General features: G+C 61.5%; 18 protein-coding genes. 14 read left to right on the top strand and 4 right to left on the bottom strand.

What is annotated here, in order from left to right:
- Positions 1 to 12 precede the first annotated feature (12 nt).
- The 9 genes from BB28_RS17915 to BB28_RS17875 all read left to right on the top strand — a co-directional run bounded on the left by BB28_RS17915 (position 13) and on the right by BB28_RS17875 (position 8038).
- On the top strand, positions 13 to 1038 hold the full coding sequence (locus BB28_RS17915) for a 3-oxoacyl-ACP synthase III family protein (protein ID WP_046254485.1): 1026 nt from the start codon (positions 13 to 15) through the stop codon (positions 1036 to 1038).
- Entirely contained in the window at positions 1035 to 2882 is a 1848-nt protein-coding gene (locus tag BB28_RS17910; protein ID WP_046254484.1) for an HAD-IIIC family phosphatase, read from the top strand. Before BB28_RS17915 ends, BB28_RS17910 begins: the two co-directional genes overlap by 4 nt.
- A gap of 17 nt (positions 2883 to 2899) precedes the next feature.
- Complete coding sequence (locus BB28_RS17905; protein WP_046254483.1) at positions 2900 to 3121, top strand: acyl carrier protein; 222 nt, start codon at positions 2900 to 2902, stop codon at positions 3119 to 3121.
- Positions 3118 to 3888, top strand: coding sequence for a 2-oxo acid dehydrogenase subunit E2 (locus BB28_RS17900; RefSeq protein ID WP_046254482.1), 771 nt, complete (start codon positions 3118 to 3120; stop codon positions 3886 to 3888). Before BB28_RS17905 ends, BB28_RS17900 begins: the two co-directional genes overlap by 4 nt.
- Complete coding sequence (locus BB28_RS17895) at positions 3885 to 4586, top strand: 4'-phosphopantetheinyl transferase family protein (RefSeq protein WP_046254481.1); 702 nt, start codon at positions 3885 to 3887, stop codon at positions 4584 to 4586. Before BB28_RS17900 ends, BB28_RS17895 begins: the two co-directional genes overlap by 4 nt.
- Positions 4586 to 5656 carry an alpha/beta fold hydrolase gene (locus tag BB28_RS17890; protein ID WP_046254480.1) on the top strand — a complete coding sequence of 357 codons (1071 nt, stop codon included), beginning with the start codon at positions 4586 to 4588 and terminating at the stop codon, positions 5654 to 5656. Before BB28_RS17895 ends, BB28_RS17890 begins: the two co-directional genes overlap by 1 nt.
- Positions 5653 to 6375, top strand: a complete 723-nt coding sequence (locus tag BB28_RS17885; protein ID WP_046254479.1) for a thioesterase II family protein — start codon at positions 5653 to 5655, stop codon at positions 6373 to 6375. The genes BB28_RS17890 and BB28_RS17885 overlap by 4 nt, the downstream gene beginning before the upstream one ends.
- A 137-nt stretch (positions 6376 to 6512) precedes the next feature.
- Entirely contained in the window at positions 6513 to 7058 is a 546-nt protein-coding gene (locus BB28_RS17880; protein ID WP_046255948.1) for a carboxymuconolactone decarboxylase family protein, read from the top strand.
- Entirely contained in the window at positions 7058 to 8038 is a 981-nt protein-coding gene (locus tag BB28_RS17875) for a cyclase family protein (RefSeq protein WP_046254478.1), read from the top strand. Before BB28_RS17880 ends, BB28_RS17875 begins: the two co-directional genes overlap by 1 nt.
- A 14-nt stretch (positions 8039 to 8052) precedes the next feature.
- Here the strand turns inward: BB28_RS17875 and BB28_RS17870 are convergent, their stop codons facing one another.
- Positions 8053 to 8661 (bottom strand): TetR/AcrR family transcriptional regulator, encoded by a 609-nt coding sequence (locus BB28_RS17870; RefSeq protein ID WP_046254477.1) that lies wholly within the window; start codon positions 8659 to 8661, stop codon positions 8053 to 8055.
- 87 nt (positions 8662 to 8748) lie between these two features.
- Between BB28_RS17870 and BB28_RS17865 the strand changes: the two genes are divergently transcribed.
- The 5 genes from BB28_RS17865 to BB28_RS17845 all read left to right on the top strand — a co-directional run bounded on the left by BB28_RS17865 (position 8749) and on the right by BB28_RS17845 (position 14350).
- Complete coding sequence (locus tag BB28_RS17865; RefSeq protein ID WP_046254476.1) at positions 8749 to 9942, top strand: alpha/beta hydrolase family protein; 1194 nt, start codon at positions 8749 to 8751, stop codon at positions 9940 to 9942.
- A gap of 81 nt (positions 9943 to 10023) precedes the next feature.
- Positions 10024 to 10464, top strand: coding sequence for an MmpS family transport accessory protein (locus tag BB28_RS17860; protein WP_046254475.1), 441 nt, complete (start codon positions 10024 to 10026; stop codon positions 10462 to 10464).
- On the top strand, positions 10461 to 13316 hold the full coding sequence (locus BB28_RS17855; RefSeq protein WP_075874159.1) for an MMPL/RND family transporter: 2856 nt from the start codon (positions 10461 to 10463) through the stop codon (positions 13314 to 13316). Before BB28_RS17860 ends, BB28_RS17855 begins: the two co-directional genes overlap by 4 nt.
- Complete coding sequence (locus tag BB28_RS17850) at positions 13313 to 13759, top strand: hypothetical protein (RefSeq protein ID WP_046254473.1); 447 nt, start codon at positions 13313 to 13315, stop codon at positions 13757 to 13759. Before BB28_RS17855 ends, BB28_RS17850 begins: the two co-directional genes overlap by 4 nt.
- Positions 13760 to 13915: 156 nt before the next feature.
- Positions 13916 to 14350 carry a hypothetical protein gene (locus BB28_RS17845; protein ID WP_046254472.1) on the top strand — a complete coding sequence of 145 codons (435 nt, stop codon included), beginning with the start codon at positions 13916 to 13918 and terminating at the stop codon, positions 14348 to 14350.
- Here the strand turns inward: BB28_RS17845 and BB28_RS17840 are convergent.
- Genes BB28_RS17840 through BB28_RS17830 form a run of 3 tightly spaced genes read right to left on the bottom strand, consistent with a single transcriptional unit; the run spans position 14321 to position 16843 of the window.
- Positions 14321 to 15439, bottom strand: coding sequence for a hypothetical protein (locus BB28_RS17840; RefSeq protein WP_046254471.1), 1119 nt, complete (start codon positions 15437 to 15439; stop codon positions 14321 to 14323). The two genes, BB28_RS17845 and BB28_RS17840, sit on opposite strands and share 30 nt — an antisense overlap.
- Positions 15426 to 15941, bottom strand: a complete 516-nt coding sequence (locus BB28_RS25735) for a hypothetical protein (protein WP_046254470.1) — start codon at positions 15939 to 15941, stop codon at positions 15426 to 15428. Before BB28_RS25735 ends, BB28_RS17840 begins: the two co-directional genes overlap by 14 nt.
- Positions 15938 to 16843 carry an alpha/beta fold hydrolase gene (locus BB28_RS17830; protein WP_046254469.1) on the bottom strand — a complete coding sequence of 302 codons (906 nt, stop codon included), beginning with the start codon at positions 16841 to 16843 and terminating at the stop codon, positions 15938 to 15940. Before BB28_RS17830 ends, BB28_RS25735 begins: the two co-directional genes overlap by 4 nt.
- Positions 16844 to 16845: the final 2 nt, after the last annotated feature.

Raw genomic sequence — 16845 nt, 5'->3', positions numbered from 1 at the left:
ATAAGAGGAGAAATGAGCCGCACGACGTACATTCTCAGCACAGGCACCGCGCTTCCCGGTCCAGCGATCGACAACCGGTCGCTGTGCGAGCGCATCGGTGCGCAGCCGGAATGGATCGATACGTTTGTCGGAACCCGCACAAGGCATTTCGGGATCAATCTTGCAACCGGCGAGCAGACACATTCGCTTGCAGACATGGCCACCAGCGCTGCGCGTCAAGCGCTGAGCCGTGCGGATATCGATCCATCCGAAATCGGTTTCCTGGTGCTCGGCACGGCAACTCCCGACCATCTGATGCCGACCTCGGCCAACCTCGTCGCCGACGCCCTTGGCCTGGACCGGATTCCCACGTTCCAGCTCCAGTCCGGATGCTCTGGTGCGGTGGCAGCGTTCGATGTGGGGAGTCACCTGCTTACCGAGGAGCGCCCGCTGGGCCTGGTGATTGGCGCCGACGCTTGCTACAAGCACCTACCGCTTGACCGTGAGTCCAGTTCGGCGATGCCTCCGTCAGAACTGGTCAACTTTGTGTTGTTTGGCGACGGTGCGGGTGCCGCGGTGCTCTCGCTGGACGACACCGATGCGCAGCTGGGAATCACCGCGCTGGTGAATCGGTTCAGCGGTCTCGGTCGCGATCCTGGTCAGCAGATCGAATGGTTCGGACTGGCTGACCGGCACCTGCAACAACCGGGCTTGAACGAGGACTACAAAGCCATCGAACACTGGGTTCCACTGCTTTCCAAGGATGTACTTACCGATCTGCTCGCCACCGCCGGACTGCAGCGGGAAGATCTCGACTATCTGCTTCCGCCACAGCTCAGCGGAAAGATGACCCAGCGCGTAGTCAAGCAAATGGACATTGCGCCGAACAGTCGCGAGATCACGGTGGTGGCTGATACGGGCAACAACGGAAATGCGTTGCCGTTCTTGCAAATCGACGCACTGAGTCGGGAAGTGCAGCCAGGTGAGCGTGCGGCTGTGGTCGCCATCGAATCCAGCAAGTGGATTGAGGGTGGCATGGTTCTGGAGGGTGTCGCATGAGTGCAGATACCGCCACGGTGTCGCGCGCGGTGGCCTTCCCTGATGTGGTGGCGTCCCTCGTCGAAGCAGGCGATGACGCAGTCGCACGGGCGGGTGCGGCGTTGCGCAGGCTGGTCCTCGACGAGCTCCCGGCGGGAACCCCGACTGCACATGTTGCCGTCGCCGGAACATCGACGCTGGGTCCGGTCAGGGCTCCGCTGCAGGGGGCCTTGGCGGCTCGGGGGGTGGCAGCGACAGTCGAGCTCGGCGACTACGGGCGCATTGTCCCCGAACTGCTCGACCCGGAGAGCCCGCTGGGGAACTCCGACGCCACCATTGTGGTGTTGTTGCCGGACGGTGCCTCGGTATTCGAACGTGTGGCGATTCCCTTTACTTCCGCATCTGTCGAAGAAGCTGTCACCGGATTTGTCGATGAGCTCCTCGCGGCGATCAGGGTCTTCCGTGGGCACTCGTCAACCCCGATTGTCCTTCCGACGCTGCTGCTACCGCCCGAACGTTCGGCGATGCTGCTCGACCTACCAGCCCGCACCCGAATGACGGCTGCGTGGGCGCGCGCGAATCAGCGGCTATTGGAGGCCGGTACCGAGATTTCCGGCCTTGTCGCCGTGGACATGTACCAGTTGGCGGCATTCGCCCCGGCTGCTGCCACCGACCCTCGGATGGCTGCCTACGCGCGTTCACGGTTTACTGATCCACTGTTGCTGGCGTACGCCCGCGAGGTCGCCGCCGTGGTGGCGGCGCAGCTGGGCCGGACCTCCAAATGCCTGGTTCTGGACCTGGACGGCACCACATGGGGCGGTGTGCTCGCCGACGTCGGCCCCCTGGGGGTGATTAGTGGAGATGGCCGTGCAGGAGAGGCTTTCGCCGACTTTCAGGACACGGCACGGCAACTGTCCTCCCAAGGGGTGCTGTTGGCCATCGCCTCTAAGAATGACGACGAACTCGTCAGACAGGCGTTGACCGAGCACTCCGGGGTGCGGCTCGGTATCGAGGATTTCGCGATCATCGTTGCCAACTGGGATCCCAAGCCGGGCAATGTCGCAGGCATTGCGCAGGCTCTCAATATCGGCTTGGACTCGCTGGTATTCGTGGACGACAACGCCTCGGAGCGCGGGTCGGTGCGCGCCGCGTATCCGCAGGTGCGCACCGTCGCTGCCGATCCCGACGATCCCGCGCGGACCGTGCCGGCACTACTGCGCGATGGCTTCTTCACCACCCTTCGGTTGACCGACGATGATCGGGCGCGGCCTCAGCGCTATCGCGCAGAGGCAGAGCGCGTCAGCTTTCGGCAGACCGTGAACGCCGTGGACGACTATCTGGCCGGTTTGCAGACCGAGGTCACCATCGGAGCGGCGGACGCAACCGATATCGACAGGCTCTCGCAGCTCACGCTGCGTACGAATCAGTACAACCTGACCACCCTGCGGCTGGATCCGGCTGCCGTGCAGACGTTCTTGGGGCGGCCGGAGGCCATCGTCAAGACCATCCGGTGCGCCGACCGTTTCGGTGACCACGGCTTGGTGGGTGCGCTGTTCGCCGAGATCCACGACGGCCGGCTGGACATCGTGAACTTCGCGATGTCGTGCCGAGTGCTGGGCCGGGGCGTCGAGTCGGCGGCATTGCACATTGTGCTGGCCGAGGGTGTCCGCCGTGGTGCGCGCGTGGCCTCGGGCACATTCATCCGGACCGCCAAGAACGGTCGGGCCGCCGACTTCTTCCGGAGTTCGGACTTCGCGGTGACCGGCGCCGACGAGACCCAGGAGGTCGGCGGCCAAACCACGTACCTCAGGGACTTGGCCACGCTGCCCGGTCCTATTCCGCATCTGACCGTGACCGTCTTTTGAACTGAAGAGGAAAAGCCATGAACGAGAACGAATTCCATACTGTGGTAGTCGACCAGACCGGTCTTGACATCCAAGTAGCCGACCTGAGCACGCCTCTGGACGAGGTATCCGGCTGGGACTCGGTGTATCTGCTTAAGCTCATCACCGCCCTGGAGCAGCAGACGGGGCGCGCCATGCCGATATCGGCGATGTTGGAGGCCACCAGCCTCGATGCCATCCGCCTGGCGGTTCCCGCGTGAGTACGTCCGTTGTGCCGGTGCCGCCGAGGCGACGGCACACCCTGGCATTCCTGCGGGCGATCACGCCGACCGCCCCGGTGCACTTGTCGACCGATATCGATGTCTCCCTATTGGTGCAGCGTCGTACCGCCGCGCCGCGTCGATACTCCTACGTGACGTACATGATCGCCGCGCTCGGGCAGGCGCTCACCAAACACCCCGAGGCCAACGTCGCGGTGGGCGGATCGTGGTTGGCGCCGCGCCTCGCACAGTACGGCTCGGTCGACGTAAAGCTTGCGCTCGACAAGACCGATGGCGGCGTCCGGCATGTGGCCTCGGCAGTTATACGCGATGTGGCGTCGCTGGACGTGGAGAGAATTCAGGCGCACGTCGACAGGCTCCGCGATACGCCGGCCGCTGAGCTCGACGAGCTGGCCGGGTCGCGTCTACTCGACCGATTGCCAACGTTTTTGGGCACGTGGGCCTTCGCGTTCGCGACGCGGCTGTCCAGGCGTTCGGGCGTATTGGGCACCGTGGCGCTCAGCAGTCTGGGGCATGCCGATGTACACGCCTTCCACTCCGATGGCGGCACCGCGGTGACCATCGGGATGGGGGCGATCGCACCGCGGCCCTTGTGTGTTCCCGACGGTGAGGGGAACTACGTAGTACAGGCGCGCTCCGTACTACCGCTGAGTTTGACGTTCGATCACCGTGCCCTCGATGGTGCGGCGGCAGCTGATGTGCTCACCACACTGGCCGACATTCTCCGAGCCGGAGTCATCCCATGATCGACCAGCTCACCGTTCCGGCCCCGGAATCGTCGATACCCCAAGTGGCTGAAGGGGTATTCGTGGCCCGCGCCGAGGTGGCGCACTGGATGGTGGAGCCCGCCTCGCACCGCTGCCTGACCCGTCTTCTCGATTGCGACTATCCCCGGTGGCGGGATGCCCGATCGGAGGACTTCAGGGCTCGGTTCGCCGCGACGCGGCATTTCGCGAAATCCGTGGTGGCCCGGGTCGCCGACCTGCCGGTGGAAGATATCGAACTGCGCCGCTGCACATCGGGCCGGCCCAGTTTCGTAGTCCGGGGTTCGCGCTGCAGCCGAGTGGTGGATGCGAATCTCTCGCACACCCGCGATTCGGCGGTGATGGCGGTAAGTACACGCGGTCCGGTGGGCGTGGATGTCGAGGCCCAGGACCGAAACCTCGACGAAGGGGACTTCGCAAGGGCGATCTGTCACGACGAGGAATTGGGCGAGTACGAGCGGGCACAGCCCCCCGAGCGCCAGCGGTTGCTGCTCGAACTGTGGACGTGGAAAGAGGCGACCACCAAGGCCTTGGGAACCGGGTTGGGCACGGCATTTCCCTCGCTACGCACGGATATCCGGCGTGGCACCGTCATCGACGACCGCGACCAGACGTGGCGGATCCATGCGCTGAGCGGGGGCGGGTATCGAGTGGCGATAGCGAGAAGGCAGGAGGACTGATGCACGAACTGAGCGAACGGGCCGAGCTGGTACGGCTGCACGGCCGCGCACAGGCCATCCCGTCCAGTGAGATCGACCGAATCCTGCTGAGTATCAACTCCCTCGACGACGGCCCGCACGGGTGGGCCACGGTATGGGCGGGGGCGGCAGACGCGCGACTTGCGCGGGGTGACCAAGCCGGCGCAATGGCACGGCTGAACCTTGCCCGGTTTCCCTTCCCGAGCACGCCCGAGGGGCGTCGCGCACATACACGTTGTGTTGCCATAGCCGCGGATATCGCCGCCGGTCAAGGGATTACGCGACTTGACCTCGGCGACTCGGCCGCGTGGTACCGTCCTGCTCCCGATTCAGTGGACACACCGCGGCTGCTGGTCGTGTGTGGAGGCATCGTAAGCATCAAAGAGCAGTGGTTCTCGCTGTTCGGTCTGGGCCGGCGGCTGGGGTTGGCGGTGCTTCTCACCGAACTGCCCGGCGTGGGGGAGCACGATGCTGCCTATGGCTTGGATGCTCCCGAAAGGTTTGGTGCCCTGCTGGATTCGGCGGCCGTTCGGCAGCCGTTCCAGTCGGCGTTCGCCATGGCTCTGAGCTTCGGCGGCACTGTGGCACTGAAGGCCGCCGCGCGCGACACTCGCATCGGAGGTCTGCTGTCGGTAGGACCACCCATCCGCCACTTCTTCCGGGACTCGACATGGTGGCCGCGGGTGCCGCAGACCACCAAGGACGCGCTCATCGCCACCACGCGAGTCGGTGAGCAGGCGCTCCCGCAGGCGTTGGCACCGCTCGCACTCGAAGACAGCGAGCTTGCCGCCATCGATGTGCCGGTCACTGCGGTGGCGAGCCTGCGGGATGAGATCCTGCCGACCGCGGACCCATTGCTCCTGCGCGCCGCGGTGCCCTCGGCGCGCGTCGTTGCCTACGACGACGTGCATGGATCACCGCATCATCTGCTCGATACGCGGCTGCTGACGCTCGCAGCGTTGGCAGAGTTCAGCTCTTCGCGGCATCCGTTGTTGGCCGGTGCCGCACGATTCGCCACGCAGTTGCGCAGATCTGAAAGGACTCTGGCATGACTCGTCTGCTCTGCTTCCATCACGCTGGTGGCGCCGCAACCGCCTTTCGTTCCTGGTACAACGCCGCAGGCCCGGCACTGGACATCGTCCCGGTGGTGCTCCCGACTACCCGTCCGGTCACAGGCCGCCGCATTCACAGGTCGACGAGCGAATTGATCGATCATCTACTGGCCGAGTATGTGGAGCACTTCCGTGAGCCGTACGTGCTTTATGGCCACAGCATGGGCGGGTTACTCGCCTATCTGACGGCTCGGCGATTGGTGCGGAACTCAGCTCACCCGGCGCCGGCAGCATTGATTGTTGCTGCCAGCTGGTCACCCCGGATGAGGCCGTCGATCGATGTAGATAGCTTGGGAGACCGGGAGTTAGTTCAGCTGCTCAACGCGATTGGCGGGGTGCCTGCGGATCTGGTCAAACGTCCCGAATGGCTGGCACCGATGCTCCCGGTCATACGCGACGATCTGCGGATGTGCGGCCTCTACGAGCACGACCACGCTGATGACATGCTGGACATCCCGGTGCATGTGATCGGCGCCGACGGCGATCGCCTCGTTACACCCGAACAGACCGCGGGGTGGGCGGATCTAGGCGAGCGGGTGAGCATCGAATACCAAGCGGGCGGTCACTTTTTCGATGCCGATCCACTGGCGCTGCGGCTCCGGGTCTTCGCGTTGGCTGCGGTTGCGGCGGGCCAACAAAACATCCGGGCGGTGTCCTGATACCCGATAATCGCCCCTGTAGGTTGCTTTAATGGGGGGCATATGCAAGCCTGTGTTTTATAGCGACGAATCGTTGCAATAAGCATCGAGGGGTGACGATTGGGTGGCTGGATGGACGTTCGTGGAAAGAGGTTGTCGTGACGGCTTTTCCGTATCCGGAGCTCGGTGACGAGAAGGAGTCGGAATACGAGCTATTTCCGATCAACCTGACTCGGATGATGCTGCACACGCATGGACAGACGGTCCCGTACCTGAAATACGCGCTGAGCTTCCGCCACGCCAAGATCACGGCACAGCTGCGTGAGCGTGTCATCATTCGGGTCGGTGCTGTCGCTGGTTGTGATTATCAACTGGTGCAACATAAATCGGAGGCTTTGCGGACCGGAACCACCCCGGAGTTGCTGGCAGGACTGATCGACCCGGAGCGTCGGGAGTTCGGCGATTCATCACTCACTGCGCTGGTCGGGTACGTCGACTCGCTTGTTGCGAATATCGGTGCCGAGGAAAATGCCCTGGCTGAGCTACGAAAGCATTTTCCCGACAACGAAATTGCTGAAATCACCTTATTGGCGGGTACCTACGTGTTGTGCGCCTCGTTCCTCAAATCGCTTGGAGTGCAACCGGATGACGGGCCCGTTAAGTGGTCTGCCGTCGATGCGCACATCAGGGCCGGACGGCTCTGATGGGAGATGACATCGCGGTGCTGGAGAGCTACATCCAGCGATGCTCCAACTGGGGCAGATGGGGCCCGCAGGATCAGCTGGGCACGGTCAATCTCATCACTGAAGCGAAGATCTGCGAAGCCGCAGCGCTGGTGAGGGCGGGAAAGACTATCTCGTTGACGATGGCCTACGACGCCGGTGGACCTCAAAACGGTTATCTGGGAAGGGTCAACCCTCAGCTCTACCAACTCACCTCGGGACCGGGTTACCTCGTTGGCGAGCAGCAACGGGTGGAGACGCAGACATTGACCGAATTGCGGAAAACCACCGGCGAACCCACTGCGGGCTATTACGACGACGTTCTCGTCATGCCCACTCAGTCCGGCACGCAATGGGATGCGCTGTGTCACTTCTTCTGGCGCGGAAAGATGTACAACGGACATCGCGTCGCAGACGCAGGTACTGGTGGAAGTCGGAGCAATGGGGTGCAGAACTACACAGGAAGGATCATCACCCGTGGGGTGTTCGTCGACCTTGCCGAACACTGGGGTGTCGAGACACTCGAGCCTGGTTATGCCATCACCACAGCGGATCTGGACGATTATCTGGCGGCGAAGAACCTAGAGATCCGGTGCGGTGACGCGCTGATCATCCGCACCGGCTTCATGGCTGCCCGGCGCGAGAGCTGGGGTGATTACGCCGGCGGCGCCTCGCCCGGATTGTCGCTACATACCGCTCCATGGCTGCGCGACAACGATATTGCGGCTGTTGCTACTGACACTTGGGGCATCGAGGTGTTGCCGAACGAGATTGACGTATGGCAGCCGCTGCACGTGGTCAGCCTGGTGCACACGGGCCTGGCCTTCGGCGAGATGTTCGATCTCGATGTGCTGTCCGAGGACACCAAAACCGATGGCGTCTACGAGTTCATGTTCGTGGCGTCGCCGCTGCCGCTGACCGGAGCATCGGGTAGTCCGGTGTCTGCGTTGGCAATCAAGTGAGGCGGGCGATCCAGTCAGGGGGATAATAGACCCGCCCGCGCCGCTGTCAGTGTGATCTGCGTGGCGTGGATGATCAGCGCGTCATCGATGGGATCGCCTGTCGTGATCGTGCGGTAGAACAGCGGCGCGCGAAACGTGGTGAGGAGCATATCGACATCGCATTCGGCCGGGAGTTCACCGCGATCGATTGCCTGCCTGACGACGGGAGCGGCGCGCAAAACCTGGTGGTCGAAGTACCGCCGGGTTGCCTCGCGAAGTTGTGCGGACCTGAGACCGGCGGTGAGGACGAGCGCGGCGACCTGGCGTCCGACGCCGTCGTTGAGAACTGTGGCGAGCTCCCGGCCGGTCGAGAGCAGATCCGATTCGATGCTTCCGGTTTCTGGAATGGGGATGGCTTCGAGCGACCACGCGGTGAGGGCCTCTACGAGCAGATCCTCAAGCGTCGGCCAGCGCCGGTAGATGGTGGTCTTGTTGACACCTGCGCGGCAGGCGACGGCTTCCACTGTCAGTTCGGCGTATCCGCGCTCGATCAGCTCGCCGAAGGCGGCATCGAGGATCGCCTCCCGGACTCGCGCGCTGCGGCCACCGGTCCGTACTCCCTGCACAGTCTGCCGATTTGCCATTAATCGCCTCCATAAGTTGCGTTAGTGATCCCGGTATGCAACTCTCAGCTTATGGCAACTAACCGTTGCGATAACAGGGAGGGTGGCATGCGATTCATCTTCGAGACCGACGAGTCGTTCTCGTTCGAGACACTGCGAACGGTCGGATACACGGCCTACGGCGGAGCCGATATCGGCGAGGTCGTCACCACCGCGAAACGGATCACAGTGGGCGATTGGGAGTCGTGGTACGTCGAGTGGCGCGCGCTGGCCGACCGGATTGCCGCGATCGCAGAGGAATGTGCGACAGCCGGGCATGCGGTGAGCGCTAGCACCGCCTATCTGCGTGCGTCCAACTATTACCGAACGGCCGAGTTCTTCCTTCGCGACGATCCGGGAAATGATCCCCGTGTACTGGACACTTCGGCGCGCGCCGTCGAGACGTTCCGCAGTGCACCGGAGATACAGGCGCGGTGGAAGCGGGTGCAGATTCCCTATGAAGGAATCCAATTGGAGGGCTATTACCTCAACGCAAGTGGGGACGACCGGGGGCCGACCTTGCTCGCGCACGGCGGATTCGATTCGACCGTCGAAGAGATGTACTTCGCGGTGGGGGAGGCGGCGCGCCGTTACGGCTGGAACTGCCTGATCTTTGAAGGGCCGGGTCAGGGCGCCGCGCTGCGTGCCGACAAGGTGACGTTCCGTCATGACTGGGAAGCCGTGGTGACCCCCGTGCTGGATTTCGCACTCGGCCTGCCTGGAGTTGACCCCGCCCGAGTCGCGTTATTGGGGATGAGCATGGGCGGATATCTGGCTCCCCGGGCGGCTGCTTTCGAGCCCCGGCTCGCGGCATGTGTTGCTTATGACAGTGTGTTCAAACTGTCGGCGGGAATGCCTAAGACACAGCATGACGAGCACAAGCTGGATTCGGCTCAGCGAGTCGCGGCGGTGGGCAATCTGATAGCACATCGGACCGAGGCCCCGAGTTCGCAGCGGTGGGTGCTCTCAAATGCTTTGTGGGTGTTCGGAGTCAACTCCGCGCAGTCGCTGCTCGACGAGGTTGAGAAGTATGACCTGTCTGATGTCGCCCAGAAGATTTCGTGCCCGACGCTGGTATGTGAGGCGGAGAACGACCAGTTCTTCCATGGGCAGCCTTCGATGCTCTACGACGCCCTCCAATGCCCTAAGACCTATCTGAAGTTCACCGAGGCTGAGGGCGCCGGCGAACATTGCCATGAGGGGGCCTTACTGCTGTTTCATCAACGCATGTTCGACTGGCTCGACGACGCCGTCGGCGCCTGAACATACGCGATCTTCAATCCCGTCGAAAGATATTGTCATGAAGGTATTTCCGTGCCTGAAATTCCTTGTCGAGCGCGTCGGATGAGCCGCCGTTCCGCCGTACGGCGCATCCTGGAGGGTGCCTGGATGCCGTTGGTGTCCATCATCGCGGTTGGCTTCGGCGCAGTCGCGATGTGGAAGGTGCACGATTCATCCTCCCCGCCGCCGGTGTTCACCGTCAACGGACCGCAGGCGCCAGACAGTTTCACGCAGAAACGACTCACCTATCAGGTATTCGGCACTGGCAGTGGAGCAATGCTTTCGTATGTGGACGTCTACGGACATCCGCACCAGGCTGACGGCGCCGATTTGCCATGGTCGCACACTGAGGCGACGACTCTCACCGTTGTCTCCGGGAGTATCTCGGTTCAGGTTCGTGGTGGTGAGGTGGGCTGCCGAATCTTGGTCAATGACGTTGTGCGAGACGAGAAGTTCGACGATCATCAGGACGCTGACGTCACGTGCAGGGTCAAGTCGGTATGAGTAACCATGAGATGCCCACGGGCCCGATATCGGTCAGACGTCCGTTGGTCCCGCGTATGGTCCGCGTCCTTGCGGTGCCGATCATCGTCTTCTGGGCGTTCCTGGCTGTGACGACCAATACCTTTGTGCCGCAGGTTGAAAAAGTGGCCGAGCAACTCGCGGGGCCGATGATTCCCCACTACGCGCCGTCGCAGCATGCCATGCTGCATATCGGCGAAAAGTTCCAGGAATCGACGTCGACGAGCCTGACGATGGTTGTGCTGGAATCGCAGGATCGGGTGCTCGGAGACGAGGATCATCGCTACTACGACGATCTGATGCAACGGTTCAAGGACGATAGCGAGCACGTTCAGTATGTGATGGACCTGTGGGGGAAATCGATCACATCGGCTGGCGCGCAAAGCATCGACGGCAAGTCCACCTATGTGCTGCTGCGTCTGGCCGGTGACATAGGCCAGATGCAGGCCAACGAATCCGTCCGGGCGGTGCGCGGCATTGTCGAGAAGCAGACGCCACCACCTGGTCTCCGGGTCTACGTGAGTGGGCCTGCGCCATTGGCCGGTGACACCCTGGACATCGCGAATTCGAGCCTGAACAACATCACCATCATCACGATCATTCTCATTATCGTGATGCTGTTGCTCGTGTACCGCTCCTTCTCGACGCTGTTGTTGCCGCTGGCCGGTGTGTTGATCGAAATGCTTGTCACCAAAGGTGTCATCGCTACACTCGGGCACCTGGGGTACATCGAGCTGTCTTCGTTCGCCGTCAACATAGTGGTATCGCTGACGCTGGGCGCGGGAACCGATTACGGCATTTTCCTGTTGGGGCGATACCACGAGGCACGGTACGCGGGGCAGAGTCGTGAGGAGGCCTATTACACGGCGTACCGCGGGGTGGCGCCGGTCGTTATCGGATCCGGGTTGACCATCGCGGGGGCCTGCTATTGCCTGAGCTTTGCCCGGCTGAATTACTTCCACACCATGGGGCCCGCGGTTGCCATCGCCATGGTGCTCACCATCGCGGCAGCCCTTACCCTGGTGCCGGCCGTGCTCACCGTCGGGAGCTTGTTCGGATTATTCGACCCGAAGGCAAAAGCCAAGGCGCAGTTGTATCGCCGCATCGGAACCAGTGTGGTGCGCTGGCCGGTGCCGATCTTCGTGGCAAGCAGCATCATCGTCATGGTGGGTGCGGTCTTCGTGCCGACGTACCAGGTCAGTTACGACGACCGTGCCTATCAACCAGCCGGCGCACCGGCTAATCAGGGGTTTGCGGCGGCGGACCGCCATTTTTCCAAGAGCAAGCTCTTCACGGAGATGCTGATGGTCGAGTCCGACCACGATATGCGAAATTCCGCGGACTTCATCTCCCTGGACCGGGTGGCCAAGAGCCTCGTGCGCCTTCCTGGCGTGTCGATGGTGCAGAGCATCACCCGCCCGTTGGGTAGGCCGCTGGAACATGCCACGCTCCCTTATCTTTTCACTACACAGGGGAGTGGCAATGGTCAGCAGCTCCCGTTCACCAAACGGCAGAACGGTAATACCGCGCAGCAAGCCGAGATCATGGGAAACACCATCTTGGTGCTGCGGGACATGATTGACCTCACCCAGAAACTTTCCGATGCGATGCACGCGACGGTCATCACGATGGAGGACATGCAGCAGGTCACCGAGGCGATGGATCAGTACGTTTCGAATCTCGATGACTTCATGCGACCGCTGCGCAACTACTTCTATTGGGAGCCGCACTGCTTTGACATCCCCGCGTGCTGGGCCTTCCGGTCGCTGTTCGACATGCTCGACAGCGTCGACAAACTGGCGGCCGACATCAAGGACGCTGTGGCCCAGCTTGAAATTGTGGACAAGCTTCTGCCGCAGATGGTTTCGCAGCTGAAGGTGATGGCCAACGATATGGAGGGCATCAGGGCGCTGATCATCAACACTTACGGAACCTCCGACCTGCAATCGACGCTGACCACGCAGACATTCGACGACATGATCAATGTGGGTCTCGACTTCGACAAATCCCGCAGCGACGACTTCTTCTACATCCCCAGACAGGGCTTCGAGAACGAAGACGTCAAGACCGGGATGCAACTGCTGATGTCGCCCGACGGTATGGCCGCGCGGTTCATGATCACGCACGAAGGCAACGCGATGGGACCCGAGGGCGTAGAACACGTCGAGCAGTTCCCCGAGGCGGTGGGTCTGGCGTTGAAGGAGACCTCACTGGCGGGTGCCAGGGTCTATGTCGGCGGCGCAGGCTCGAACGACAAGGACATCAAGGAGTACGGCGCATCCGATCTGCTCATTGTGGCGATCGCCGCATTTGTCTTGATCTTCTTGATCATGATGTTCCTGACCCGAAGCTTGATGGCACCCTTTGTGATCATCGGCACGGTGGCGTTTTCTTATAGCGGCGCATTCGGTTTGTCGGTACTTATCTGGCAGCACCTCATTGGCTTGCCGCTGCATTGGCTGGTGCTGCCACTGACATTCATCATCCTGGTTGCGGTGGGGTCGGACTACAACCTGCTTTTGGTGGCCCGATTGAAGGAAGAGACGGGGGCCGGGCTCAACACCGGTCTGATCCGGGCGCTCGGAAGTACCGGTTCGGTGGTGACATCGGCGGGTCTTGTCTTCGCGTTCACGATGTTGGCCATGCTCGCCAGTGACTTGCGCACGATCGGCCAAGTGGGCTCGACGATATGCATCGGATTGCTGCTCGACACCTTGATCGTGCGATCGTTTATTGTCCCGTCACTGGTGCGGCTTTTTGGAACCTGGTTCTGGTGGCCGACAAGGGTTTTCGCCCGCCCGTCACGGCGGCAGAGTGCGGGAGTGCAACGGTGATCTCATATGCAACCCTGACGGTGCTGGCGGCCGTGGTGGAGGTAGTGCTGGTTGGGTGCGTCTTCGTGTACGTAAGGCGTCTACAGCGCCGGCGCACCACACCGATCAGCGAGCGCATCGGAAGCAACGCGGCCGTGCTGACGAAGCTTCGCAAGCGGCGGCCGATGTCGCAAGACGAGTTCGATCATGCACGCCAGGTGATCGCGGATCGAGGCTCACTGTTGGTGTACTCGATCCCCGCGGCGATATTCACCCTCGGGTGCTTCTACGTCGCGGGCAGCCTCGAACAATTACACGGCGCGACGCCTTCGGAACGGACGTTTCTTGGGGTGATTCCCATGATCACGTCCACCAGCCTGACCCTGCGGCTGCTCAAGAATATGCAGTTGAAGAGGCGTCTCAAGAAAGCTGAGTCCGCAACCCCGGCACGATCCCAGACATGAGGTACGTACGGTCGTAATCGGCCGTGCACACTGTCGTTACCGGTGCGGTGGCGCTAGGAATGCGGCCAGATCGGGCGTTCACAATCCCAGACGCATGTGCACTACTATGAACGCAGTACCTAATTCCCCGGGGTTTGATGGGTTGAGGAGTGGGCCATGCCACACGGCGATGACGCCGATCAGGATTCGTTCGCAGATCGCCTCAATCGGCTCTTCGCCGAACGAACCAGCAAGACCGGGGTGGAATTATCTCTCTCGCAGTTTATTTCGGACTTCCGCGACCAGACAGGAGTTACCCTGAGCAAGGGGTACCTTTCCGAACTACGTAATGGGGTGGCGCCTGATCCCCGGCTGGATTTGGTGCGTGCGTTTGCCCGGTATTTCAGCGTGGATCCGAGCTATTTCACGGTGGACTCACCGGCTCGTGCCGAGGAGATTGTCGCGCGGGGGGAGCTGATCGATGCACTGCAGGCCGCCGGGGCTACCGAGTTGGGGTTTCGAGCGGCCGGTCTCAGTGCGTCGTCAATGCGCCATATCGCCCAGATAATCAACAGCGTTCGGTCATTGGAGGGGTTGCCGCCCATCGACTAATGATCTGCGTAATGCCTCCGAAGGGCATTGGGCGCGGCGTAAGGTTCGATAGCGGCTGGCTACTCCCAGCATTCGCTTCAGATCATCTCGATAGGCGGCACGTAGGTCGCCTGTCGGCAGTGCGGTCTCGGTCTGCGGGTGGGGCGATGGCTGATTGCTGGCGCGCGACAGCAACACGCTGACGTCGAGTAGTAGCACGACCACGGCGAGGAGCTGCGTGTTCGTCCGTTCGATCGACCAGTAGTCGCGAAGCTGCAGGGTCGGGACCATGCCTAACGCGGGGAATTCGGCGATGCCGGCGCGGCAGAGTGGGCGAAGCCGCCAATAGTTCCCTATGCCGGTGAGCAGCGTCCAGGCAGTGACCATGAGTTGCACCAACGCAATGCCCATCACGTACATGATCGCGCCCGTTACATGTGCCGTGAGCGGTAACAATTCGAGGTTGGCCGGCGAGAGGTAGGACTGCAATACGCCGAATGCGAAGCGCATCGACGCGAATAATGCGATGAGAAATGAACCGCTGGCAACCAGTACCAATCCGATACGCACCATCGGATTGTGGACTCGTCGAATCTGTGGAACGGTGATGACTATGACCAGAATTTTGGCCGCCAGGATTGATATAGCGTAAGTCGAGGAGTAGATCTTTCCCAGGGGCTGGTCCGCGATATTCACGATATAGTTGTATCCGGGTGGGCCCGGATACAGTTGAACGAAAGTCGAGATCAAGATGGCGCAGGCTGTCATCGAGCTTGCGAGCAGCCACCATAGACTTTTTCTGACATAGTCGGGATTTAGCCAACTGAGTGCGAGAAGAATCGTGGAAAAGCTCCATAAAACGCCAAGTAGGTGCGTTATGAGTGCGAATACATGGTCGATCGCCACCAACTCGGCGGCCCGCGAGATGAAGATCAAGGCAGTGGCCTGATAGAAGAGAAATCCGAGTATTAGCGAGCTACTCAGGATGATCGACGTTCCGGGTTTGTGCCGCTGGCGCAGTACGGGGGCGAGCACCCAGATCCCGCCGGCCAGGAACATCAATGCCGCCGTCTGATATCCGATGAAATGCCAATCGTCAGAGACGGTCAAAGAGGCGCCCCCCGGTTAGGGTGTCGGAGATGCGTCGGGCGGCGGCGTGGGGCCTCGCTGTCGGCGAGCGAGATGATTGCATCCTCATGCGTTGTGCCAGAACATGTGCGAATGTCTCGGCCTGGATCTCAAGCGGTTCGAGTAGTTCTTGTCTGAGCATTAGCCGGCACTGTTCACCCTCGATGGAGTTGTCGCCGGCGGTAGGTGGCGACAGCCGATGCTCGAGGACGATATGCCCGAGCTCATGCAGGACGATGTGGGCTTGATGCGCTACCGAGGTCGACTGTTCGTAGAGGACGAGATCGGCGTGGGGGAGAGCCAGCCACAGACCGAAGACCTCTGTTCCCGCGAAGTCGGTCGCGCGCGATTCGATGGGACGACCACGACGGGCTCCTACTGTCGTAAAGATGTCGGCCAACGTAATGGATTCGCCCGAGGAAATAGTGGCAATGCAGAGGTCATCGCAGATCTTTGCGACATCCCGATGTTGAATTGATTTCACCTAGGGTTCCCCCATTGCTTAAACCATTGAAGTAGGGCTCCGCTTACCCATGGCGGGTCTTCGCGCTGTGGGAAATGGCCGACACCCGGGGTAGTTAGTCTGCTGAACCCGTTTGGGAAGTACTGGTTCATCCCTTCGCTAGCAACCGGTAATACGCAGTTGTCCGAATCGCCGTGCAGGACGAGGGATGGGACCGAAATCGCTGTCGCCTGTGCGATCTGATTTTCGTATGGGTCGTCAATGACCGCACCCCACCCCCAGCGTGCCCGGTAGTAGCTTAATGTCACTTCAAGCCAGTCGCTACTTTGTAACGATGTGAACGTGTCATCGAACTCTTGGTCGGAGAATTTCCAGTTCGGCGACCAGTCGCGCCAGATCAGCTCAACGAGTTCCCGCCGCTCCCGCTGCAACAGATCCGATCCGGCCGGGGTGTTGAGGAGCCATTGATACCAGAACCTCTGTGCCTGGAGGGATGAGAGGGTGGGGCCATGGCCGGCGGGGTGCCAGCCCGCCGAGATCGCGGACAGGCTCACGATTCTGTGAGGTGCGACGATTCCACCAGCGAAGGCCGTACGTGCGCCCCAGTCATGGCCGACCAGATGGAATCGTTCCAACTTCAACTGGTCGCACACCGCGAACAGATCACGCAGCAGATCGCCCAGCCTGCCGGTTCGAGGTGTGTCGGCATATCGGAACTTCGTTTGGCCACTTCCCCGCAGAGATGGCGCGTATACCGGGTATCCGGCAGAAACCAGCGCCGGGATCACATGCGTCCACGTCGCGACGGAGTCTGGCCAGCCATGCAAAAGCACAACCGGTGGCTTGTCTGCGGCCTCCGGGTTGCCGTGCCGCTGTACTTCTACGTCCAGAAGCGCCGTCTGAACCGTCAGAGTGTTACCCATAT

It is taken from the genome of Mycobacteroides chelonae CCUG 47445 (genome assembly GCF_001632805.1).
GTDB lineage: Bacteria > Actinomycetota > Actinomycetes > Mycobacteriales > Mycobacteriaceae > Mycobacterium > Mycobacterium chelonae.
Note: the sequence above shows the minus strand (reverse complement) of the source record. Positions and strands in the feature narration are given on the sequence as shown.

What these genes read in the sequence shown, in the direction of transcription:
- BB28_RS17915 (WP_046254485.1), top strand. Translation starts at nt 13, where the DNA reads ATGAGCCGCACGACGTACATTCTCAGCACAGGCACCGCGCTTCCCGGT.
- BB28_RS17910 (WP_046254484.1), top strand. Translation starts at nt 1,035, where the DNA reads ATGAGTGCAGATACCGCCACGGTGTCGCGCGCGGTGGCCTTCCCTGAT.
- BB28_RS17905 (WP_046254483.1), top strand. Translation starts at nt 2,900, where the DNA reads ATGAACGAGAACGAATTCCATACTGTGGTAGTCGACCAGACCGGTCTT.
- BB28_RS17895 (WP_046254481.1), top strand. Translation starts at nt 3,885, where the DNA reads ATGATCGACCAGCTCACCGTTCCGGCCCCGGAATCGTCGATACCCCAA.
- BB28_RS17890 (WP_046254480.1), top strand. Translation starts at nt 4,586, where the DNA reads ATGCACGAACTGAGCGAACGGGCCGAGCTGGTACGGCTGCACGGCCGC.
- BB28_RS17885 (WP_046254479.1), top strand. Translation starts at nt 5,653, where the DNA reads ATGACTCGTCTGCTCTGCTTCCATCACGCTGGTGGCGCCGCAACCGCC.
- BB28_RS17875 (WP_046254478.1), top strand. Translation starts at nt 7,058, where the DNA reads ATGGGAGATGACATCGCGGTGCTGGAGAGCTACATCCAGCGATGCTCC.
- BB28_RS17870 (WP_046254477.1), bottom strand. Translation starts at nt 8,661, where the DNA reads ATGGCAAATCGGCAGACTGTGCAGGGAGTACGGACCGGTGGCCGCAGC.
- BB28_RS17865 (WP_046254476.1), top strand. Translation starts at nt 8,749, where the DNA reads ATGCGATTCATCTTCGAGACCGACGAGTCGTTCTCGTTCGAGACACTG.
- BB28_RS17860 (WP_046254475.1), top strand. Translation starts at nt 10,024, where the DNA reads ATGAGCCGCCGTTCCGCCGTACGGCGCATCCTGGAGGGTGCCTGGATG.
- BB28_RS17855 (WP_075874159.1), top strand. Translation starts at nt 10,461, where the DNA reads ATGAGTAACCATGAGATGCCCACGGGCCCGATATCGGTCAGACGTCCG.
- BB28_RS17845 (WP_046254472.1), top strand. Translation starts at nt 13,916, where the DNA reads ATGCCACACGGCGATGACGCCGATCAGGATTCGTTCGCAGATCGCCTC.
- BB28_RS17830 (WP_046254469.1), bottom strand. Translation starts at nt 16,843, where the DNA reads ATGGGTAACACTCTGACGGTTCAGACGGCGCTTCTGGACGTAGAAGTA.